This window comes from Ekhidna sp. (genome assembly GCF_039940915.1).
Lineage (GTDB): Bacteria > Bacteroidota > Bacteroidia > Cytophagales > Cyclobacteriaceae > Ekhidna.
Genome location: NZ_JBDVFO010000002.1, coordinates 529,535 through 554,283, shown reverse-complemented (window position 1 = coordinate 554,283; position 24,749 = coordinate 529,535). Strand labels below are relative to the sequence as shown.

Annotated in this window: 13 protein-coding genes; 5 read left to right on the top strand and 8 right to left on the bottom strand. The window is 40.5% G+C overall.

All coding sequences use genetic code 11. The features are described from left to right. Positions 1-21 precede the first annotated feature (21 nt). Positions 22-3,435, top strand: a complete 3,414-nt coding sequence (locus ABJF57_RS07605; protein ID WP_462233934.1) for a sensor histidine kinase — start codon at positions 22-24, stop codon at positions 3,433-3,435. Next, positions 3,323-6,820 carry a hypothetical protein gene (locus tag ABJF57_RS07600; RefSeq protein WP_462236058.1) on the top strand — a complete coding sequence of 1,166 codons (3,498 nt, stop codon included), beginning with the start codon at positions 3,323-3,325 and terminating at the stop codon, positions 6,818-6,820. The genes ABJF57_RS07605 and ABJF57_RS07600 overlap by 113 nt, the downstream gene beginning before the upstream one ends. On the opposite strand, the gene ABJF57_RS07595 is transcribed toward ABJF57_RS07600, so the two are convergent. The 8 genes from ABJF57_RS07595 to ABJF57_RS07560 all read right to left on the bottom strand — a co-directional run bounded on the left by ABJF57_RS07595 (position 6,817) and on the right by ABJF57_RS07560 (position 18,609). Further along, complete coding sequence (locus ABJF57_RS07595; protein ID WP_462233931.1) at positions 6,817-7,848, bottom strand: PorP/SprF family type IX secretion system membrane protein; 1,032 nt, start codon at positions 7,846-7,848, stop codon at positions 6,817-6,819. The two genes, ABJF57_RS07600 and ABJF57_RS07595, sit on opposite strands and share 4 nt — an antisense overlap. Beyond that, positions 7,848-11,702 (bottom strand): PKD domain-containing protein, encoded by a 3,855-nt coding sequence (locus tag ABJF57_RS07590; RefSeq protein WP_462233929.1) that lies wholly within the window; start codon positions 11,700-11,702, stop codon positions 7,848-7,850. Before ABJF57_RS07590 ends, ABJF57_RS07595 begins: the two co-directional genes overlap by 1 nt. A 108-nt stretch (positions 11,703-11,810) precedes the next feature. Then, positions 11,811-12,602: a LytR/AlgR family response regulator transcription factor gene (locus ABJF57_RS07585; RefSeq protein WP_462233927.1), complete on the bottom strand. Its 792-nt coding sequence runs from the start codon at positions 12,600-12,602 to the stop codon at positions 11,811-11,813. Further along, entirely contained in the window at positions 12,589-13,665 is a 1,077-nt protein-coding gene (locus ABJF57_RS07580; RefSeq protein WP_462233925.1) for a sensor histidine kinase, read from the bottom strand. Before ABJF57_RS07580 ends, ABJF57_RS07585 begins: the two co-directional genes overlap by 14 nt. Before the next feature lie 65 nt (positions 13,666-13,730). Next, the gene (locus tag ABJF57_RS07575; RefSeq protein WP_462233923.1) at positions 13,731-14,426 is read right to left on the bottom strand and encodes a hypothetical protein; all 696 of its coding nucleotides are present in this window, start codon (positions 14,424-14,426) and stop codon (positions 13,731-13,733) included. 126 nt (positions 14,427-14,552) lie between these two features. Then, a complete protein-coding gene (locus ABJF57_RS07570) occupies positions 14,553-17,015 on the bottom strand; it encodes an ABC transporter permease (RefSeq protein ID WP_462233920.1) in 2,463 nt (820 codons plus the stop codon). A 104-nt stretch (positions 17,016-17,119) separates the two neighbouring features. Beyond that, a complete protein-coding gene (locus ABJF57_RS07565; protein WP_462233918.1) occupies positions 17,120-17,869 on the bottom strand; it encodes an ABC transporter ATP-binding protein in 750 nt (249 codons plus the stop codon). Further along, positions 17,866-18,609 carry an MlaE family ABC transporter permease gene (locus tag ABJF57_RS07560; protein WP_462234853.1) on the bottom strand — a complete coding sequence of 248 codons (744 nt, stop codon included), beginning with the start codon at positions 18,607-18,609 and terminating at the stop codon, positions 17,866-17,868. The genes ABJF57_RS07565 and ABJF57_RS07560 overlap by 4 nt, the downstream gene beginning before the upstream one ends. A 71-nt stretch (positions 18,610-18,680) precedes the next feature. On the opposite strand from ABJF57_RS07560, the gene ABJF57_RS07555 reads away from it, so the two are divergent. The 3 genes from ABJF57_RS07555 (at position 18,681) to ABJF57_RS07545 (ending at position 24,701) form a co-directional block, all read left to right on the top strand. Then, the gene (locus tag ABJF57_RS07555; RefSeq protein WP_462233916.1) at positions 18,681-19,394 is read left to right on the top strand and encodes an SDR family oxidoreductase; all 714 of its coding nucleotides are present in this window, start codon (positions 18,681-18,683) and stop codon (positions 19,392-19,394) included. Beyond that, a complete protein-coding gene (ispG, locus tag ABJF57_RS07550) occupies positions 19,391-21,340 on the top strand; it encodes a (E)-4-hydroxy-3-methylbut-2-enyl-diphosphate synthase (protein WP_462233914.1) in 1,950 nt (649 codons plus the stop codon). Before ABJF57_RS07555 ends, ispG begins: the two co-directional genes overlap by 4 nt. Positions 21,341-21,476: 136 nt before the next feature. After that, positions 21,477-24,701: a sensor histidine kinase gene (locus ABJF57_RS07545; RefSeq protein ID WP_462233912.1), complete on the top strand. Its 3,225-nt coding sequence runs from the start codon at positions 21,477-21,479 to the stop codon at positions 24,699-24,701. The last annotated feature ends 48 nt before the right edge of the window (positions 24,702-24,749 follow it).

Here is a 24,749-nt window from a genome sequence, read left to right as displayed (position 1 = left end):
GATTATTGTATATTCAAGCCTGTGAATCAAAAGATTTCCATCGGGTTACTTGTTGGATGTTTTCTAGCGCTGTTAATCAATCACTCCTTCATCCATTGGGATGATCTGAATAGACGTAGGGCGATTGAGAGCATTGAGGATATTGTTGCATTGCAATACAGTGATTTAATTCAATGGAAAGAGGGTAAATCTGTAAGTGACCTGTTTCGTAAACGGACCATTTGCCAGGGAAGACTTGAAAGCTGGAGCGATAATCGACCCTTCATTAGTAATCAAGCAAAAGATTCAATTCAGGTAATTGAAAATGATTTAGGAATCTTCTTGCTTCAGCAGTTTGATGCTGATGACTGCACCTACATTTCCTGTCATCAGTTAATCGAGAAATACTCCATCACCAATCAATACCTCACAAAATCAAAAAGTGTATTGCTTGATCAATCGGTTACCAATATTTCGCTTGACAAAGGAGATTACCGTTTCATGGAGATACTATCATTTGATGTAAAGAGTATGCCCAATAAGCTGATTGATGCTGTTATATCCTTGATTGTCTTGTTGGTATTGCTGTTTGAGTATTGGAAGTTTAGTCAGCTAAGCATTCAATCGTTTTGGAAGGCTCTGGTGTTTCTTTTTTTTCTACGATTCCTGAGCTTGCAATTCGAGGCTTTTCAACTATTCTTCAGGTTTGACCTATTTGATCCGCTTAAGTATACATCTTCTGTTGTAAATCCAACATTGGGTGACCTACTTGTCAATTGCATGGTCCTGAATCTGATAATTGTCGCCAGTGCTAAATACCTGTTAAGCTTGAAGAGATCCAAAAGGGCTGTGGCTGTGATTACTGGACTGAATACCATTCTTTCCGGCGTTGTTCTCCATGTCGCCTGGAGTATAATCAGTAATTCTCAGCTCTCGCTTGATGTTGGGCAGTCTATCGAGTTTGATTTGCTTCGTGCAACTGCTTACATGTGTATTCTTTTGGTGTGTGTGGGGTATTTTTATTTTACTTACCTCACGCTCCAGTTAATCCGAAGGAGTCATTTCATTTCCCAAGCAATTGGAGGAGCCCTTCTGGCGGCTTTGATTATGGGATTTCTCGACTTACTTTCCATTACTTTCAGCGTCGTTCACGTGTCAATTATTCTTATATCTATTCGCTATCAATGGGGCAAGTCATTTAAAGAATTCACCTATTCCAATCTGCTTTTTATTCTCATTGTAAGTGTAGGAATTTCTGCTGTTCTTTCATTTTGTATTTATAAATACGAAGAAGGGGATGTCCTAGACTCCAAAAAGAAGTTTGCCAATTACCTACTTCTAAAAAGAGACGTCTTAGGTGAATATTACCTTGATCAAACGATCAATAAGTTGTCAACGGATGAAAATTTGGCACTGATAGCAAGTGAACGAAGTAGGAAAGTACTAGAAGATAGGATCAGGAGCGAGTTTCTGACACCTTACTTCAATAAGTATGATTTAGAAATTGTCTTTCAAGACTATCAGAAGCTGAAATTGAATTCACGTTTCACAAGAGAATACAGCTTGCTTACTCCGGAAAATCAATCTGACTATGAGGATATCTATTTCATAGATGAGGGAACCAATTTTAAATACATCTGTAAAATTAATGTTGGTGATCTTGTAGGGTTGATAGTGCTAAAAATAAAAAGGAGAGTTCCGACCAGCGTATATCCGGCTTTGTTAACTGATAATAAATATTTCTCTGTAAGCAATGACTTTGATTATGCGGTTTTTGCTGGGGATGATATCCTGTTTCACAGGAGTAAGTTTGGACAAGGTGAGTGGCCCCAGCAAGAGGACTTTGCCAATGAAAAGCTATTTTATGATGGCATAGAGAAAAATGGTAGACACTATTTTGGTGTTAAAACCGATGATGGGAGAACCATTTTGATTATTTCAGCTAAATATGATGCCAGAGATCGAATTACCAATTTTTCTTTCCTCTTTTTACTTTTACTTTTTTCATTTGGGGTATTCAGTATCTTGAGTTCTGTAATTGAACGTGGCTTTAAGCTAAATTTTACTGGTAAGATCCAACTTTATTTGGGGATGGCTTTTATTATTCCATTGTTGATAACGGGGTTCGCACTTCTCAATACACTTAACACCTCTTATCGGGAAGAAATCAATCGTAGTTACATCAAGCAGTCACTTTACATTTCGGAAATCCTGTCAATAGATATCGAGGAAGTAAACAACGAAACAGCTGCTTATCAACTTGCTGAAATTAGTAGTTACATTCAGTCTGATCTTAGTTTTTATAACGAATCTGGTTACCTGGTGGCTACCAGTCAACCGGAGATTTTTAATTTGAATTTGCAGGGCAACCTGATTAATCCTATTGTATTTGAGGAGCTTGTAGATAAGGAAAATCAAGCCATAATCGCAGACGAGCACGTAGGAAATCTAGACTACAAAGTATGCTACGCGGTGGTGAATACTGTCGATAATCAGGTGTCAGGATTTATTGCTATGCCTTTTTTCAATTCGAAAAATCATTTGAGGCGACAGCAAATAGAAGTATTCGGAAATCTATTGACGATTTTTGCTTTCATATTTATCATAGCCATAGTGTTTGGGAATGCCGTTCTGAATAACCTGCTTCATCCTTTAAGAATGGTAGCAGCAAAAATTAGAAGAGTGACGTTGGAGGATGTGAATAAGCCTATACAATACGAATCTTCGGATGAAATTGGGTCGCTTGTGAAGGACTACAATCAGATGCTGGTCAAACTAGAGGATAGTAAGCGCGCATTGGCAAAAAGTCAGAAAGAGACTGCTTGGAAAGAGATAGCTAAACAGGTCGCTCATGAAATAAAGAACCCACTGACGCCTATGCAGCTTAAGATTCAACAAATGCTTAGGAAGCATAAGAATGATTCTAAAGAACATGAAACACTTCAATCTTTGTTGACCCAGGTGGATACATTGAGTCAGATTGCAGAGTCTTTTTCTGCGTTTGCTGAGATGCCAGCACCTGATAATCAGGTCTTTAACTGGGGAAAGTTGACGAAAGAGGTTGCAGGATTTTATAGCGCAGAAGACGTGACAATATCACTCAACATCGCTGAAGATGTACATATAGAAGCCGACAAGGATATCTTTCGAAGAATCCTTAATAATATTGTGTTGAATGCTATTCAATCTGTAGTAGATAAACGTGCTGAGATAACGGTCTCGTTGGGCATGAAGAAGGGTAAAGGCGTACTTGCTATCGGAGACAATGGCAAGGGAGTACCTTTGGAGTTGAAGGAAAAGATATTCCTGAACTATTTTAGTACTAAATCAACTGGAAGCGGTATTGGACTGGCATTGGCCAAAAAAGGAATTGAAAACGCGGGAGGCAATATATGGTTTGAGTCAGAGCAGGGTGAAGGCACAACGTTTTTCATATCCATGCCTCTGGTTAGCTAGCAGCTTTTTTTTCCTCATTGTTCAGGACACATTAGCTCAAAACCTGAAATGTCGTACCATCCCTTCTAATACTCCTGTTTTACTGGATACTTTGGTCATTGAGCCCGGTTCTATTCGTACCAGTGGTTCATTCTCCTGGAATGATTCAACAAGAGTTATTTCGGTCGATGCTACAACAGAAGAAGTTGAGATTTGTTATCGGGTACTTTCAACGCTGCTGACGTCTGCCTATCAAAATCGAAGTTTAACATCTTATGATGAAAGCAGAGAGAGCATAAAGATCATTCAGAAAAATCCAACTGTAGAAAAGGAAGAGCTGTTTGAATTTAGCAGTGTTCAAAAATACGGGGCTATTTCACGGGGAGTTTCATTTGGTAATCGACAGAGTTTGTTTGTTAACTCAACGCTGAACTTGCAAATGGAAGGAAAACTGGATGAGAATTTGAACATAGCTGCAGTCATTACTGATCAAAATATTCCTTACCAGCCTGAAGGAAATACGCAGCAAATAAGGGATTTTGACAATGTATTCATCAAGTTATACAATGACAAATTTGACTTGACAGCAGGAGATGTTGTTTTAAAGCAGCCAGAAAATGCCGGATACTTTCTTAGGTACTTTAAGAATGTGCAGGGATTGAAAGCTAGTTATCGCGGACAATCAGGCAAATGGAAGCATGAAACAAGAGTCTCAGGAGCACTAGCAAAGGGAAAGTTTAACTCGTCGACATTGACCCCAATCGACGGGTTGTCAGGTCCATACAAGTTGAGAGGGCCAAATGGAGAGCGTTTCATCATTGTCTTAGCAAACACTGAAAAAGTGTTTATTGATGGTGAACTGATGGAGAGGGGATTTGATAGAGATTATGTAATTGACTATAACCTTGGAGAAATCACGTTTAACAATCACATCGTAATCACTCAATTTACGATAATGCGCGTAGATTTTGAATATGCTGAACAATTCTATAGTCGGTCTAATCTATCTGCCTATCAATCGGTGGCTTCTGAAAAGGTGAAGGTATTTGCAAACTATTACCGAGAGAGGGACAACCCCAATACCAGCTTTGGGTTCAACCTGAATGAAGATGATCTCAATCAGCTGAGAGGTATCGGAGATAACATCGATCAGGCATTCATTACCGGTTTTGATTCCGTGCAATTCTCTGAGAATCGAGTGCTGTACATACAAAAAGATACGGTCGATCAAGATGGAATGACGCAAACCATATTTGAATATTCAACCGACGCGCTTGATAGGCTTTTTAGTCCGTCATTTTCAGATGTCGGTTCTGGTAATGGTGATTACGTTCTTAGCCAAACCACCGCAAATGGTAGCGTTTATCAATGGGTATCCCCTGAGGGAGGGCAGTCACAGGGCAATTACCAGCCCGGAGCTTTTATCCCACTCCCCAATAGTAGACAGTTGCTAACTTTTGGTACAGAGGTGAGCCTATCTACCTATGAATCAGTGAAGGCAGAGGTGGCCTTTTCGAATACCGACAGAAACTTATATTCAAACCTTCAAGATGAGGACAACAACAGTAGAGCGTACTTTGCATCTTTAGCAACAATTGGACGTTCATCTTTCATAGCTGGATATACTTGGCTGGGGTCAATTTCTTTGGAGTATGATGATACAGCTTTTACTTTTATCGATCGTTATCGCTCCATTCTTTTTGATCGAGACTGGAACTATGTGCCAGGTCAAAATGATTTTTCTGAGGATCTTATAGTTCACCTAAAGGGGGGGCTCAGGAAGAATGAAGCGAATCGTTTTGAAGCTTCGCTGAACCGAAGGAAGCGTTCATCCTTCATCGACGGTTGGCAACAACAAATTGATTTCAACCAGGAAGTGACCAACTTTAGACTGGTTTCTAAGCATTTTTTATTGTCCAATGACCAAGGAAGTCAGACTACTAATTGGCTTAGGTCGAGATCGGATTTGAGCTACAGAAAATGGAAAATTGCGCCGGGCTACATTTTTGAAATGGATGAAAATGAAGTTGCTAATGGGGCACGTATCATTAGCTCGCTAATGAATTACAAAGCCCATGAATTTTACCTGGCTAGTACTGATTCTGCGAAAGCAACTTATCGAATTGGATATCAACTTCGCAAGGATAGACTACCAGTGAATGGTGATTTTGAAGATTACCTTTTTTCAAAAAACCTCAATGCTTCTTACACGATCACCAACGAAAAATCCAGTGTTACCGCTGACTTTAACTATAGGGAGGTTGATGATAAACTTGATTTAAATGTTGGTGAGGAAGAAGTAATCAATGGACGAATCAACTGGGTCCAATCCATGTTGAATCAAAACTTACGTTCTAATTTTTCATTTTCAACAGGCAATAGCCGTGAACTTAGGAGAGCATTTGTTTACCTACCTGTAATTACTGGAGAGGGGACACATACCTGGAGAGATACAAATGGAGATGGAGTTCAGGATTTGAATGAGTTTTTTGAAGCCATCAATCCAGATGAGCGAAACTATGTGAAAATTTTCACACCTACAGATGACTACATCATTGCCTTTCAAACCTTGTACCTGCATACGATTGACATGCGAGCACCTTCAAGCTGGAGAAGTCAGGGAGGAATAAAACGTTTTGCATCTAAGGTTTCAGCGAATATCAACTTCAATATCAATTTCAAGACGACATCAAATGACTATGCTGAACGGCTTAATCCTTTTCAGATTAGTTTGGATGATGAGGACCTGATAAGCACGCAAAATGGGAAAAGATATACCTTGTTTTTTAATCGAAATGGAAGGGGATTTGCTGGGGATTTTACCTACCAAACTTCTGATAATAAGCAGCTGCTTTTACAAGGATTTGAAACCCGAGAAAAAGGTGAGTGGATATCCAATGCTAAAGTGGATTTGAGCGCTGCGTATACTTTCAGGATTACCACCTCAATCGGAAATCTCATAAATGAATCGGACTTTCTAGATTCTCGAAATTTTGAGATCGCATCCAATTCGTATCGTCCACAGATTATATGGCAACCATCCAATGTGGTTAGGCTGATAGGAAGTTATGAGCGTAAGGTCAAACGTAATGAATTTACAGAATCAAGTTTTGAGTCCACTACTTCAAAGATCTATCAGGCAGAGTTGACATGGAACCAAGCAGGGATAGGCTCATTGAGAGGATCTTTTTCAGTGGTTCAAATTGATTTTGCGGGTGATGCTACATCTTATTTAGGCTACCTACTTTTAGATGCATTACAGCCTGGCACAAATCAGACCTGGCAGATCAATTGGCAGCAAAAGATTTCCAAGGGCATGCAGATATCCTTGTTATACAATGGGAGAAAATCGGAAGAAGCAGCTGCTATCCATACAGGCAATGTACAGGTGACGGCTTTCTTTTAGTTTCCAAGCTTTTGAACAAACGTAGGGCAGCCCAGTTTTTTCTTGTTGCTGGGTGTTTTGTATGGATCTTTTGGCATTCTAAAGCTGTATATCAGCGAAAATTCATGCGCACCACCACCAGCTACCGGATCAAGACGAGATAGATTAAGATCAAAACTGTACCCAAACTCGAAATTGTCATATTCAAGCCCAGCTACAAGAATTATTGCATCTTGATTGATCCTGTTAAAACCGTTCTTAATGAAAGGCATTCCACGATAATACAGTCCAATAAGCACCGGCTGTAGATGGACGGTAGCACCCGCATCTATTTGCTGAAACTCACCTTGTCGTCGATAGAGAATACTGGGGGCTATGGATGGAATGATGGTGCCAATGTTCACCAATTTTTGAAGTGGATATCTGCTTCCGATATGGAGTGAATATCTAATTGGCAAATTGTCTTCACCTTCAAGGAGTGAACGATTCGGACGGGTTAAATGGTCTATACCTACGCCAAACCAATTTTTTTTCGTGTAAATAAGAAAGCCAGCACCAATGTCCCAGTGGTTTTTCAAACGGATTGAGTTGATCTGAGGATCTTGCGAAGGCGTACCGTCCACACCGAAATCTACTTGATCTCCTAAAACCAATTTGCTCCTGTCAATATCTCGAAATGTATACCCAAACTTAAGTGCTGGACGAAATACAACCTTATTATTCATATTGGCTTCATAAGCATAAATGAAAGAGCCAGTTGTGTTTCTCAAACCCGCAGTACCTTCTTGATCAGAATGTATGACAACTCCGAATCCACTATTTATATCACTGGCATTGTAATCTATCGAGACCGTTGAATTAGAAAACGCTTGTGGAAGATTTGGCCATTGAATGCGGTGGATGAAAACGGCTCGTGTATCCTGTGCAGTTCCAGCAAAGGCAGGATTCAAATAGATCGGATTTGCATAGAACTGAGAGTATTGCGCATCCTGTGCATATACAACAGTTGCAATAAGAAGAGCGGTGATATAGATGTGTAGTTTTTTCATTAACGAATGAGGGTGACATCACCCACTTTTATTAAATCTCGACCGTCAGAAAATCGAAGCTCCAGCTTATAGACGTAGACACCAGATTGTGCTAATTTCCTTTGATAGTAACCATCCCACCCTTTGTCCTGTGAGTTGCTTTCAAAGATCAATTCTCCCCATTTGTTATAGATGAGCATTCTAAAGCGCTCTACACCCTCAAGTCTAGGTAAAAAGACATCATTAATTCTTGACGGATCACCTTCATTGCCTCCCACAATTCCCCCTGACGGACCGTTTAGGCTAGGAGTGAAGGCGTTTGGCGTATTTACGGAACCGCCAGAGATCGCTTCGACTTCTGCAGAACGAAAAAGAGTGTCTACACATCCAAAATCATTTGTAGCGATCAACGTGATGTCATAAAAACCCTCTTCACTATATGCATGCCTCGGGTCTGAATCTGTAGAAGTAGTGCCATCACCAAAGTCCCAAAGGTATGTGCTGGCATTCTCGCTCAAATTTTTAAAAATTGCCTCCTGATCTGGTATGTACACAACTCTTGTAGATACGAGGAAATCCGCGAATGGCCTGGCATAGACAGAGATATATGCTTGCTTTTCAATTTCGGAGTTCGTACCTACTTCATTTTGCCCTCTCAAACGAACAGTGAAGTTGCCGCCGGCAAAGAAGGTATGTGTTGGATTGTCTGACCGGGAAATACTCCCGTCACCAAACTCCCACAAAAATTCCCCAGGAACAGCAAACTGAGAGAGGTTAGTAAATTGTACTGTAAGTGGGGCACAACCTTCAAGAACATCTGCTTCAAAATCTAGAATGGGAGCTGTTGGGAGCACCGTAATGGTTTGGGTAGATTCTATCGTACAGAAGGCATCGGTGATTTCAAGCCTTATTTCATACGTGCCAAATTGATTGTATTCATGGGATACTGGATCAAATCCAGTAAAAGTGCTACCATCACCAAAATCCCACTCATAGATCAATCCTGCACCAGTAGAACTGTTATTTGTAATGGTAACGGTGTTTTCAGGCAGCTGTAGAGTGAGGGTTGAAAGGGTAAAATCAGCAGTATTGGCAGGTCTTTGCTTTTCAATGGTTTCATTTATTACCCCAGGGCTGCTTTGACAAGATGCCAGGTTTGTCGTTATAAGTGTAATGGCCGCATTCAAATCATTTCCTGCATTTCCTTCACGATTGAATGAAATCATTATTTCATCATCTCCTCCAAAAGTGGCATCAGGAACAGGGTTGAAGGTCCAGGCATAATTGGCGAGCCCTTTTTGAGTAGCTTCTAATGTGAAATTCACTCGATCACAATCCTCTGTTCTTTCAAAGGTAAAATCAGCCATTGGCTGTGGACTTATTTGAATATTGAAAGTATCATTGGATATGCATACGCCAGCTTTCTCAGCCTCTAATACCATGGCGTAATTCATGATTGTACTAGAGGTATTGATGATTTCATAGTCAAGTTCGTTGAAGTCTGCATCTCCACTGTTCTTGACTTGCGGATATCCAGCCAGTGCTCCATTTTCATCCAGTAATGTCCATCTGTACAGATCAGCAGCTAAACTTTGAGTAGCTGCGTCTACAATCATTGTACTGTTCCAGGGAGAGCAATTGGTATTGAAGAAATTGTAAGCAGGGTCGTCAAATTCTGCTTCCTCATCAGGAGAAACACGGAAGGTTTCTACGCTGCTAATAACAACACAGCCGTCAGGGGTTTCTGCACGTATTTGTGCTTGAAAAGTTCTTGTGGTGTCATCAGGATTACTAAAGGATAATGACGTGTTGATCAATGCTAGTGGAACATTCAAACTAAAACCAGAAGGAGGATGAGTTACTTCCAGGCTGTATGTTGTCCCTGGCAAACCTGGATTGTTTGAATCATTATTGAAGGTTATGATGTCACCTGGGCAAACATCTCCAGTAGCATCATGCGATAGCTGAGCATCTGGATTTTCATTGACAGTGACTGTTTGGGTGATGAAATCTGAGCATCCTCCTTTATCAGAGGTCATCCGTAAGGCAACAGTATAAGTCCCTGCTATGGATGTTGTTGGTTCTACCCCTGTGACTATATCAGTACCATCTAGATACCAATCGAAATCAGTATTATCAGTCCGAATCAATTCTACATTAAATGATCCATCATAACTAAAATCCCACTCATAGAGATTAACCTCATCATTATTGACCTGGGTTGTCAGGCTTGTGATAGGGTCGGCTATGCTAGTAAAAGATGATCGATCTCCTTCACATGCTTCGTTCGATGCGAAAACGGGTTGAGGCCTTCCGTATACAAAGACGGTATCTTGATCTTCACTGCCGCAAAGTGTGGATGTATTCTGCGCTACAAGTCTTACAATGATGAATTCTTCTGCTGAAAAGTCACGCGTAAAGTCAGGAACCGGATCCGAAAGAAAAGAGCCATCTGTCGGTTGGGTTGATATGAGTGCATTGCTTTCATCGTAAAACTCATACCTGAATTCAGTATTCGGCTGGTCAATGGTATTGTCTCTGAAACCAACGGTGAATACATCAGCGCCGGTTTGGCAGAAATCAGGATTAATTGGTGCAGTGAATGCACCATCATAAAAGGAGAAATCTGCCACAGCATCTGGTGAGAGATTTACAAAATCATCATACACCACATCGCACACGCCATCTGCGTTTGGATCAGTGGCAATAAGGCGTACCAATTTTTGACCGCCGTTGGCAAAGCGAAAGGTTGGGTTTGTGTCGTTAGTGGTTCCCAATGAAGTATCTGTATCAAGCGGACCATCGAAAAATTCCCACAGATAGTTGTAAGGTCCACCAGGTGTTTCATTGTCAAAGTAAATGTCAGAATTAATGCAAAATTCTGTTAGAATGGCTCCTCCTGGCCCACCGTCCCGAGCCACGAAATCCGGCACTGGTGGTGGAACAACTGAAATCACAACAGTTTCAGCAATCGCATCTTCATAATTTGGATCTACTTGATCTCCATTAAAAGGATTGCACGTATTCCAATTGTACATCGTGATTTCGAAAGTAGTGCCAATGATATTGGCAGCATTGGCAGGCGCAGATATTGGAAAACTCTGATGAATCGGGCCCGCAGCAGGAGTAGGAGCCTCTTCAACAGGCCCAAAGTATCCTGCTGTTACCATTACAGCGCCCGTACCTTGTGTTGATGGTGCAGATAAGTTGCCGGCATTGTTGGTAATGGTAACCGTGCCACCATCATTGAGCGTGAGATCTCTGATTCGACCTACAGCAGGTGCCCCGTTGGTGCCATACACAAACTGAACCCACCGTGATAGTTGGTTGGGATTGTCTGGATGATCGTTGATGTTGCAGTTGAAGGTAGAAGCATCTGCAAATGAGACGTTGGTAATTGCGGTGTTTTCACAGATGTCATAAGCTCCAGGGTCTATTGCTAATACACCTCCGTTTTGATTGTCTACATTCCATGAAGGTATCAATTGATTTTCCTCTGAAGCTTCGCAGATGTCTCCATTGACGATCATGAAGGCTTGAGCTTCGTAAAAGCACTCAGTTCCAGCGTTTGGATACGCAAAAGGAGTAGCAGTAGCTTCGAAAATGGTATTTCCACCAGAAACGGTGAGGCCTCCGCCTGTAATCGTTTCAATTGTATTTCCAGGATCATTCCAACGAAATTCGATCGCAATTTGAGTGGGGTCTTGCGGCGCAATAAAGGTATACGTCACCCGAAAGGTGTTAACTGTAACCGGAGCACAGGTACCGTCAGCGGTAAACTGTTTGTTAATGGCTGTGCTCAATACGCTGCACTGTCCATAGCCAAGTGTTCCGATCAAGGCCAAAAGAATGGTGAGAGATAGCCTGGTGATCATAAATATGAATAGTAATATTCAAAGATCAAATGTACTCATTTGAATATCTCTTTAATGCAAAAATCCAGGAAATATTGTGTAAAAGATCAGTTTTTTAGGGATTCCGAATTACTTGGAAAGGTTTTCTGAGAGTCTTCTCATTAATTCGTCTTTGTAGGATCTTGATACCTTGATCTTTAGATTGCCATTTAGGTTGGCTATCATCTCTGAATGACCAATGGGTTCTAGATTTTGCAGGTATTTCAGGTTAATGATGGATGACTTGTGGACGCGCAAGAAAAAGTCTGGTAAACTCTGGTTAATGCTTTTCAGACTATCTTTTATGATGAAAGTTTTGGATGCATGAATTTTGATGTAATAATCATACGCCTCTATCCAGATGATTTTTTCAAAATCTATAAGCTCTATTCGTCCATCTACCCGAATGACGAGGCGATTCGTTTTGTAAGATGAGTGAATAGTTTCGTTGGAGTTTGTTGTTTGTTCTAAAGTATCAATGAGTCGTTTCAGCGCATCTATTGATTGCTTTTCCTGATTATTTCTAATCAAATCAATGGCATTTGTCATCGCTTCCTTAAACCGGGTATCTGTGAATGGTTTTAGTAAATAATCGAGGGCATGCACTTCAAATGCTTTCAGTGCGTACTGATCGTATGCGGTGATGAAGATAGTAACTGGCTTATACGATATACTTTTAAGAATATCGAACCCTGAAATACCTGGCATTTGAATATCCAAGAGCAGAAGAGCGGGACGGTTTTTCTCAATGGATTCGATTGCTTCAAGACCATTTTTGCACACATCTATCAGCTCTATGTTCTTTTCAGCCAAAAGTAAATGGACCAACCCATCTCTGGACTTTTTTTCGTCATCAACGATGAGTGTTTCAATCTTTTTCACTCCACGGTATTTCTACAATACAAATCACTCCATTGTTGGAGTTGATTAGATTGAATGTGTAATCTTCCTGATAGCTTTGTTTAAGTCTAGCATTGATGTTTTTAATACCTATGCCTTGATCTTTGTCCATATCGAAATTGCGTTTGACCTTTGGTCCTGTATTAAATACGTCAACGATCAAGCGGTTGCCGCTTCTTTTGGCTTCAATCTTTAATTGGGATTTTCCCAAGTGTTTTGAAATCCCGTGTTTAAATGAATTTTCAACGATGGGCTGTAGAATCAGGTTGGGTACGAGGGCGTTATCACAATCTGAGGAGATCTTGATGCTGACGTCTAAAGTGTCTTCAAATCTGATAAGTTCGATATCCAGAAATTTCTTCATGAGCTCAATTTCATCCTTTAACTCGATGAAATGCTTCTCTCCGGAATTGAGAGTGGCTCTTAGAAGATCACTCAAAGAGGAAGTCATATCAATGGCCTGATCGTATTTTTTTGTTCTAATCAACATGGAGATAGTGTTGTGTGCATTGAACAAAAAATGAGGATGAAGCTGCATTTTGAGTGTCTCGAGCTGAGCCTGAATGAGTTGTGATTCAAGCTCCGCTGCTTCCAAAGATTTATTTCTATACTTGATGTAAAGTTCACTGAGGAAGAATAGAATCAACACAACCCATGCAATAATGGTGGCTTCTACAAAATGAAAGGAACCTTGTTTAATGATGAAAGCAAACAAAGGGACTCCACGGTCGTGAAGACCAATTGTTAGATAAAATGATGTCCAGGAAAGTATGACCTTGACACTCCCCGCGATGGGACCAATTAACAAAAGGAAAACAAACCTTAGTAGAGGAGGGGATTTTTGAGATTTTTGAAAAAAATGAAACAGTGGGAAGGTGATGCAAAACCACAAAAGGAAGCCGAAAAAATAGAAGGATAAAAGGTATCGAGTATCTTCAACAGCGAATATATTCTTCTTAAGAACATCGATACTCAGAAACAGCAACCAGAAAATTAGTGCTGCAAGCAAACGTATTCTTAATGAGATATTTTTTCCGTTATTCACTGGATCAAACTAAAATATTGCCTGAGCTGCATGTCAGCCCAGGCAATTTAATCAATGAAAACCAACTATTTTCCTTGTGCTTTTGTGACGGCCATTATCCGCTGATCAGCATATTTCAGCCAGCGAAATCGCAACCAATTTTCATTCCAGTGAGCGGTCATGACCGGATGCTCACTTACTTGCTTGAAAATGGCTTGTGCCTGATAAAGCAGCGCTCGGCCAGCTAGCACTTCCTCTACATTGTCACTTGAGACTTTTGAAGTGCCAATCAGCACATATATCAGCGGGTTATCCGGGTTATAGCTGAGAGATATTCTAACATGTTCCCGAGCCTTTTTTCGATAGTCATCTACTTCAGCATCATATTCTGGATACCATGTATGGATGTTATAAACAAAAGATTGGAGCGCATGAAGGTCAGATAGAATTTCCGCACTATCTCCTTGGTAACTCTTCATGGCCATTTCCATATTTTGTTGCGCTTTTACCGGAATTAGCTCGCCAGCATTTCTAGGTCTATCTCGATATAAGCCGCATTGCGTATGAATAAATGCTGCCCAATAGTAAGCCAGCCATTCATCAGGGTAGTCTTTCGCTACATCTTCAAGCATCGTAGCAGCATATAAACTAGACTGATATGTTGAGGCTGTATCATGAACATGAAATGCAGATTTTAATACGCGATTGTAGGCCTTCTTGTCCTGTGAATAGGAGAGGAAACTAAGAAAGCAAAGCAGTGTTAGGGTAAATAGTTTTTTCATAACGTATGGATTTTTAGTCCCTTTTTACGTCATGATATACATTTCAAATGAAGCTAGTCAGTGTAATGGACAAAGGAGTCAGTGAATGGGATTTTACAGAAGAATATGCTGTTGGAGTCTAACTCCTTACTCGTACTTCAACGTCTTTGCAGGATCTAACTGAGCAGTTTTCAACGTGTGGAAACTGACCGTAAGAAATGCAATCAATAGTACCAGAAGGGCAGCCAATCCAAAAAACAGAAAATTAATGGAAACATGATATGGGTAGTTTTCCAACCATCCACTTAAAAAATACCAGGCTGTAGGCCATGCTATAAGGTTCGCAATACTGATCAGAATTAAAAAGTCTTTGAACATAAGGCTAATGATTGCGGAGGTAGATGAACCCAATACCTTTCGTATTCCAATTTCCTTAGTTTTTTGAACTGCAGTATAAGAGGAGAGTCCAAATAGCCCAAGACAACCGATCAGAATTGCTAGAATAGTAAATATTAAAAATAGGTCTCTAAAGCTTTTTTCTGATTGATAGTAGCTATCAAAATAGCTATCAAGGAAAAAGAATTCAAATGGATTTCCAGCAAAGCTTTTATCCCATTGCTCTTTGACGACATCAACAGTTTCCTCAATATTATTGGTGCTCATCTTCACCATCATATATTCATGATTGTACTGTTGAAGAAAAAATCCGAGCGGTTGCATAGCTTCCTGCAAAGATTCGTTATGAATGTTTTTAAGCACTCCAACCACCTGTGGCTTCCACCTGAATTGATCAATCGAGACATATTTGCCTACAATCTCTTCAGGTGTAAATCCTAGAGCTCTAGCACCATATTCATTAACCACAATAGCTGTGTCTGGATCTTTGATAAAGTCTCTGGAAAAATTTCGTCCTTCGATCATCTCCATATTCATTAGATCGAAGAGGTCATAGTCCATGCTGCTAAAGGCGAATGTGGTTGCTTGCTCTGGATCCTGCTCTAGTTTTCTAACCTGAGTTTTGAAACGAAGCTTTTTGCCAGGGAGCATCCCGGATCCAGCAACGCCTGCAATCATTGGCTGATCTGCCAGACCATTCTTAAAGGACATATAATCATTCTCGGCTTGTACGTTGGAAGTATCACGAGTTGCAGGGCGCTCAACAACCATGACCTGATCGGTGGTATAACCAAGGTCTTGATTTTGCATGAAAGACATTTGCTCATATACAATGAGTGTACCGATGATCAGGGCAACGGAAGTTGTGAATTGCATCACTACTAATGCTTTTCTCAGGAGTATACCTTCGCCTTTTCCCTTGAATTGTCCCTTTAATACTTCCACGGGTTTGAACGAGGATAATACCAAAGCAGGATAAAATCCTGTAGCCAATGAACCACCAATCCAGAAGACTAAAACACTTACCCAAAACCAAGGTTGTGACCAAAGGAGATAAGAAGTTGGAGTTCCTGCAATATTGTTGAAGATTGGATTAATGAATACAATAAGTGCAAAAGCAATCAAAATGGATAAGAAAAAGATGATGCTTGATTCAATCAAAAAATGAATGATAAGTTGTGACTTTTGTGAACCTACAACCTTTCGTAAACCAACTTCTTTTGCTCTTTCAACAGATTTTGCTGTGCTTAAATTGACATAGTTAATGCATGCAATAATGATAATAAACCATGCGATGATGGCTAAGTATCCAACGGCCTCACCATTTCCATTTATTTCTGCTTCGTCAGTTAGTCTTGATGTAAGGTGAATGTCTTTTATGGGTTGTAATAACAAAACATCTTCACCATTTTCCTCAACTAGCTCAGGCTTAAATTTGCTTACTAATTCAGGAAGTTTTTTCTGAAATTCTTTAGAGTCTGTGCCGTTTTTCAATTGAACATACGTGTAGTAGTCTTTTCTACCCCAACCTGTTTTGTAACGCTCCAAAGCACCGTCATACCTTCCATAAATGGTCGGAAATGAAATAAGGACATCAAATTTTAAATGTGTGTTGGCTGGGTGGTCCTTGAAAACACCTGTGACAATGCACGGTTCGTCATTGAAATCATCATCCTCTAATCTCAATGTTTTACCCATTGGATCTTCGCCTCCAAAGTAGTTTTTTGCCATTGTTTCTGAGATAGCAATGGTGAATGGCTCTTCGAGTGCTTTATCACGATCTCCCTGTACCATCTCATAAGAGAAGAGACTTAGTATAGAGGCATCGGCATACAAGAATTTTTGCTGTTTGAAAACTACCGGTCCATTCGGTGCTTGTTCCCATGTGATAATTACATTGTTTTTGGAGCCCATATTATAGAGTCTAGCATACGCTACTACCTCTGGGTATTCTTCCTTCATTGCAGCGCCTACACCTGCATAATTTTCAGAACTTTTGTAAATAAGCTCTCCATTGCGATAGACATCTAGCTGTACACGATAGATATCGTCACCGTTTTCCATGAAGTTTTCATAACTTCTTTCGTGGGTCACATAATGATTGATGAGCCAGAAGGCACATAGCCCAATAGCCAATCCTACCACATTGAGGAAAGTGAAAAAACGTTGTTTGAGTAAATGACGGAAGGAGGTTAGTAGGTAATTCTTGATCATAGTTGGAGAGGTGCTCTAAATAGTGTACTGAAAATTCATTCAATAGTTACGATTTAGATGATTGTAATCAGGAATTAGTTTCAATAAGGTTATTTGATGCGATGCTATTTACCTTTTACCATCTTCATCAACCTTCCTGCAAATACAAACTCGTTAAGCTCTTTGACATCAGAGTCACCAATGTCATCACTTGGACCTGTCCATAAAACATGTCCTTGATGCATGAAATTCACTATATCTCCGATTTCTAGGACTGAGTTCATATCATGAGACACTACGACGGTCGTCATTTCATACTCATCTGTAATGTCTTTGATCAGGTTATCTATTTTGATAGAAGTCTGAGGATCAAGTCCTGAATTGGGTTCGTCACAGAAAAGGTAATTGGGCTTGGTAACTATTGCTCTGGCAATGCCAACACGTTTTTTCATACCTCCAGATATTTCTGAAGGCATTTTGTGATTGGCATTTTCGAGTCCTACGCGTTCCAGGCAAAAGTTGACTCTGTCCAGCTTTTCTTCCATCGATTGAGTAGTGAGCACGTTGAGGGGAAACATGACATTTTGTTCTACTGTTTGGCTATCGAATAGGGCACCACCTTGAAAAAGCATCCCCATTTCTCTTCTCACTTCTGTTTGCACACCCTTTGATGCATTTGCGAAATCACGACCATCAAACTGAACTTTTCCATGATCTGGTTTTATAAGCCCTACTATGCACTTCAGAAGCACGCTTTTTCCGGTTCCACTGGCACCAATGATCATGTTTGTTTTCCCTGTTTCGAATGTCACATTGATGTCGAAAAGAATTTGTTTACCATCAAAAGACTTAGATATGTCTGTTATTTCGATCATGGAGTAAGAAATGGAGCTAGTAAGTATGCCAGTAGATAATCACCAGCTAAAATTGCGATGCAGCTGCTAGTAACAGCATTCGTAGAAGATTGTCCAACTTCCAATGCTCCACCGCTCGTGAAGTACCCTTTGTAGGAACTTATCGCAGCTACAAGGAATCCGAAAACGACAGCTTTGATTAAGGCAAAAATGACCTGGAAAGAATTGAAGTCCATTTGGATACCTAGAATATAGTCGGTTCCGGAAATCACACCAGTAAAGAGAGCTGTGAGGTAACCTCCGTAAATGGAAACAAATCCTGCCATAACAACAAGCACCGGAAACATGAGTACGGAGGCGATAATCTTTGGCAACACAAGGTAAGATGTTGCATTGATTCCCATGACCTCCAAAGCATCTACTTGTTCGGTAATTTTCATGGTGCCGATTTCTCCGGCAATATTGGATCCAACCTTACCAGCATATACAATAGCTGTAATGGTTGGAGCTAATTCAATAAGCGTCATATCTCTAACTACCAATGCAATAACGGGATCGGCAATCAATGGCGAGATAAGATTATAGGCTGTTTGTACAGTCGTAACGGCCCCCATAAAGGCAGAAACGATCACCACTATAAAAATAGAGTTATAGCCAACTTTGATACTTTCATCAACTATACGAGCTGTATAGGTTTTGAAAGATTCTCTCCTGACGAATAATTGACCTAAAAAAATGATGAATTTCCCTAAACTCTTCATGAAGTTTTCGTTGGCTAAGATTGTTAGCTTTGTCAAACATAACACCTTAAGGAATAACCGAAAAGTTTAAAATGAATAATTCAGAGAGATTAGTTGTAGTAACTGGTGGAACACGGGGGATAGGCAAAGCAATTATCGAACGTTTTGCCGAAGATGGATTCCCAATTGCAACTTGTGCGAGGAACGAGCATGACCTGACGCTTTTGCGAGAAGAAATAAGCAAAGAATACGACCAGCTTATTCACACATATGCAGCAGATCTTTCAAAAAAAGAAGGGGTGAAGGATTTCATCGAATTTATTCGAATGATTGGACAGCCCGTGGAGATTTTAGTGAACAATACAGGCGTATTTATTCCAGGATCGGTTCTCGAGGAAGAAGATGGCGCGCTCGAAAAGATGATAGATACAAATCTGTACAGTGCTTATCATGTCTCCAGAGGCATTGTTCCACAAATGAAAAAAACAAAAAGTGGTCATGTATTTAATCTTTGTTCAGTAGCTAGTCTGAAAGCGTACCCCAATGGAGGTTCTTACAGTATTTCGAAGTTTGCACTTTATGGATTCTCACAGGCCCTGAGAGAAGAGTTGAAGGAATCGGATGTTCGGGTCACATCTATTTTGGCAGGTGCAGTAAAAACCCCCAGTTGGGATGGAGTAGAGCTTCCAGAGGAAAGATTCATGAAACCATCCGATATTGCCGAAACCATCCATGCCACTTATCGGTTGAGTGAGCGGACCGTGATAGAAGATATCGTATTAAGACCGCAACTTGGAGACATATGATTCATACGTATTGCAATAGCTTGACCGAGTATTCTCGAAGAAAGACGAGAGAAGTTTTTATTGGTGACGTTCCACTGGGTGGTGATAACCCGATAAGGATACAATCCATGACCACCGTGGATACCATGGATACCATGGGTTCCGTAGAACAGACTTTGCGAATGGTGGAGGCCGGTTGCGAATATGTACGTATTACAGCACCAAGCATTAAAGAGGCTCAGAATCTTGAAAACATTAAGAACGAGTTGAGAAAAAGAGGGTGCGATGTTCCTTTGGTAGCGGATATTCACTTCACGCCAAACGCTGCTGAGCTTGCTGCCACTATCGTTGAAAAGGTGAGAGTAAACCCAGGCAACTACGCTGATAAAAAGAAATTTGAGCAAATAGACTACACCGATCAAGCGTATGCAGACGAGTTGAAGCGAATAGAAGATAAGTTTTCGCCGTTGGTAGAAATCTGCAGGTCTAACAACACGACCATGCGGATTGGAACGAACCATGGTTCTCTTTCCGACCGAATCATGAGCAGGTATGGAGACACACCATTAGGCATGGTAGAGTCTGCGCTAGAGTTTATCAGGATTTGCGAGTCCATGGACTATAAAGATCTTGTGGTTTCTATGAAAAGCAGTAACCCGCAGGTTATGGTGCAAGCCTATCGATTGCTAGTGAATAAGTTGGATCAGGAAGGCCTTGAGCCATATCCTTTACATCTTGGAGTCACCGAAGCAGGTGAGGCAGAAGATGGACGAATCAAGTCGGCTGTTGGGATTGGTACTTTGCTTGAAGATGGCTTGGGAGATACGGTTAGGGTATCGCTTACAGAAGAGCCAGAGGTGGAGGCTCCCGTAGCAAAAATCATGGTAGATCGGTTGAATGAAAAGCAACATCAAAAAATGATTGAACCGGTCATAGATCGGTTGCCGATAAATCCATTTGAATATCATAGAAGGGTAGCAGATGAATTTCTGAATTTTGGGAATGAAAATGTTCCAAGAGTCATTGCGGATTTTTCTAAAATGGGAATGGTGGAGGTGAAAGATCTCAAATCAGTTGGTCATTCGTATCTCCCTGAACTGGACAAGTGGGGGATGAATGACCTGGGAGCAGACTACATTTATACAGGTTCAAATCCAGTCGAATTCATGCTTCCAAATGGACTAAAAGAAGTGTTGGATTATGAAAAGTGGGAAAGAAGTAGCGATCAAGTAAATAAGTTTCCATTAATAACTGATTTACAAAATGTTAATGAGTTTCATAAGAAGCTAAACTTTATATTAGTCGATACAGATAATTACAACCAAACAATCTTCGGTTTCTTGCAAAAAAGCGCCAATACAGTACTTATACTGCATTCTGAGCAGGCGCATGCCACAGCCAGCATCCGCAGATTTGTGATTGAGCTAATCAATCAAAATATAAAGGTTCCTGTTGTTCTGAAGCAGTCCTATCCTGAGCTCACTGAAGATGAATTGATGATCTATGCTTCCACCGATGCAGGCACGCTATACATTGATGGTATTGGAGATGGTATCATGCTTTCTCCTGAATCGACTCCTACAGTAGATCAATTGAAACTCTACAACAACACCGCCTTTGGAATCCTTCAGGCAGCACGCACGCGCATCACCAAAACTGAATATATCTCTTGCCCTTCGTGCGGCCGTACACTCTTCGACTTGCAAGAGACTACAGCGATGATCCGCAAGCGAACCGATCACTTGAAAGGTGTCAAGATTGGTATCATGGGCTGCATCGTAAATGGACCTGGAGAAATGGCCGATGCAGACTTTGGCTATGTTGGTTCTGGTAAGGGAAAGATCACTTTGTATAAGGGTCAGGAGGTAGTCAAGCGTGGTGTTCCATCTGAGCAAGCACTGGATCAATTGATCGAGCTCATTAAAGAGCATGGCAAGTGGGTGGAGCCTGAAGGTGTTACCCTATGACAATAGTGCTTGCCAACTTTGAGTTTGCTTCGCGAAAGCTCTCGATGACTAAATGAAGCATGTATAGTCACCTCTGAATATTTATCCATCCAAAGTCGGCAGGTTTTGATGAACCAAGCATTATTTTAGCTAGCTCATGCGGATTCTTTTAATACTACCATTATTCCTGCTCGCTTTATTCTCCACGGCTCAGCCAAATAGGTTTAGGTTTCATTCTTACGGTCTGGAAGAAGGACTGACATCCAATTCCATTAATACAATGGCAGAGGATGCTCACGGTTTTATTTGGGTGGGTTCAAATGACGGTTTATTTAGGTTTGATGCATATAGCTTCAAACCTTACTTCAGATCTAAAAGTGAGAATTTAGGTTTGGTAGGCAATAGTATTACAGAAATACACGCCCTTTCAAATGGCGATTTACTCATAGGAACCAGACAAGGAGTTTCTTATTTTAACAGTAAAAAAGAACTCTTTACGCGTGTATGGAAAAATCATGACTTAGGTTACGTAAGTAAAATCATTCATGATGAGGATGGCTGGTTCTGGGTCGCTACAAGAAATGGTTTGTTTCGATTAAGCTTGGGGACCGAAAAATTTCGAGTTTATACCAATGAAGAGAAACCCAACAGCCTAAGCGCAAATGGAATCTTTGATGCACTAATTGATTCGAAAGGAAGATTTTGGGTGAGTACGAGTAATGGTTTAAACCTATATCAAGAAGAAACTGATGACTTTAGGGTTTATCAATATGATGATTTGGATAGAAATTCAATTTCATCAAACGTACTGAGACAACTGGAGGAGGCTCCAGATGGAAGGATATTGGTTGGAACAGCAACGGAAGGATTAAACATACTTGAACCTTCAACGGGAGTTTTTAAAAGATACACTCACAACCCATCGGATCCCAATTCACTGTCCACAAATTCAGCGTACTCAATCTTGGTAGATAGCAATGAAAACATTTGGGTGGGGACATGGTCGAATGGTTTAAATCTGTTTGATATAAATACCGGAAAGGCATTGCGCTATACCTACAATCCAAACGATTTGTATAGCATACCTCATAATTCTGTTAAAAGTATAATGGAGTCTTCATCAGGAGATATTTGGATTGCCACTGATGATGGAGGTATTGCAAGAATGAGCCCCAGGCAAGAACAAATCGTCCGATATAGACATGATTCTCGAAATAGTAATTCGATAGGAACAAACTATGTTAGAGCTGTATATGAAGATAGTGAAGGAGTTTTATGGATTGGAACAGCACAGAGTGGCCTGTACGCATATGATCGAAACTTGGGTCAATTCCAGGTTTTCTTAAAGCCCGATGAATCTAGACGTTCTAAAGCAAGAGGCAGTGCCTGGTCAATAGCTGAAGGAGAGAACGGAATCTTGTGGTTGGGGACAGGGATAGGACTTGGTAAACTTGACAGAAGAACTGGTAAAATAAAGTTTTATGAGCCCGACGAAACAAACAGGAAAAGTATTTCCACCAATAATGTCCTCGAAGTATTGGATGATGGAAAAGGGAATGTTTGGTTGGGAACATGGAGTGGAGGATTGAATAAGTTCAATAAGTCTACTGAGGAATTCGAAGCCTTTTATAATGATGAGTCTGATGAAAACTCCCTTGCCGGTAATACTGTTACTTTCATTCATCAAGATGGCAAAGGCAGGCTTTGGGTTGAAGCGAATGGCTTTCTGCATTTGGTAGATGAAGAGTCAATGACCTTTACCCGATTTGACTTAGGAGTTAATTCAATCGTCGAAGATGAGATGGGTGATTTTTGGATTGCCTCTGACGATGGCCTCATAAAATTTGATACCAAAGAGTTAGTCCATGCTAGAATCGTTCACAAAGCATCAGAAGTTCTTGATGACTCGTTTTATACCATAGAGAGGGATTTATCCAACAGAATATGGCTTGGTTCGCCAAAAGGTGTAATCTGCTACGATCCATCACTAGGCGAGGTTGTTGGTAAGTATGATAAAAAGAGTGGTCTGGCAGGAAACAATATTTCTCCGTATGTTTCTGATTTTGGTCAGCGATCTGAAAAGCTTTTTTTCGGAGGACCCGATGGACTGTCAGAGATAGATCCGACCATTGTTTCGTTGAAAGAAGCAAAATTTAATACGGTATTTACAGATTTTCTACTTTTCAACAAGAGTGTAGAGGTAAGCGATTCTACTGTACTGACTGAAGGCATCCATGCAGCTAGTTCAGTAACCTTAGATTACAATGACTACATTTTTGCTTTTGAGTTTGCAGCTTTAAACTTCGGACATCCAGAGAAAATAAGCTATGCATACAAGTTGGAGGGTTTTGATAATGACTGGATAATCACCGATCATCTGGATCGCAAAGCTGTTTATACCAATGTACCTGCAGGCCGGTACACGTTTAAGGTAAAAAGCTCAGCTCCTAATGGTTACTGGCTGGATGAAAAGGCAGCATCAATTCAATTAAGTATTATCCCCCCGTGGTGGCAAACGTGGTGGGCATATGCAATCTTTTTGCTATCTGTACTTTTTGCCATCGTTTTGATTTTTAGAATTCGAACAACTCTTTTGAGAAATCAAAAAAGGTTACTGGAAATTCAAGTAGAAGAGCGGTCTTCAGAGGTGGTGAAGCAAAAAGAAGAATTGGAAGTGAAAGCCGATGAGTTAAGAAAGATCAATGAACAAAAGAATAAACTATTTTCGATCATCGCCCACGATCTCAAGACACCACTAAATACAATAGAAAGTGTTGTTCCTTTAATAGATCCAAAGATTCTTGACTCGCAGAATTTGGAGAAGATTAAGCAATCCATCAATGAGCAGGTAAGCTCTGTTAGTTCTGCGATGGAAAACCTACTGGTATGGGCCAAAAGTCAGCTGGAAGGTGAAATAATTCAGAAAAGTCATTTTTCACTTGCTGATGTTATCCATCAGAAAATGACTTTGTTTATGCCCTACGCTGAATCGAAGAAGATTCAATTAAAAACAAGTGCTTCAAACAAGCTAACGGTATTTGCGGATGAAAATCAGGTAAGAGCGATTTTAAGAAACCTTATTGGAAATGCACTAAAATTCACCAAAGCTGGTGGAAGCGTCACTATACACGCTGCTACCGACGATACTGAAGTCAAGGTTTCAATCGCTGATTCAGGAATTGGTATCGCTAAGGACAAAATTGATGGCTTATTTAATGTGAAGATGTCAGCTTCAGTTGGCACTGGTGGAGAAAAAGGTGTTGGTTTAGGTTTGTTGGTTGTAAAGGATTTTGTCGAGAAGAATGGAGGTACTATTTCCGTAGAATCAATTGTTGGAAAAGGCACAACTTTCCACTTCAACCTTCCCAAGGACAAATCATAATTTGACGCCAAAGCGACAATAGGTCAACGACGCGCACGTACCGGTCTT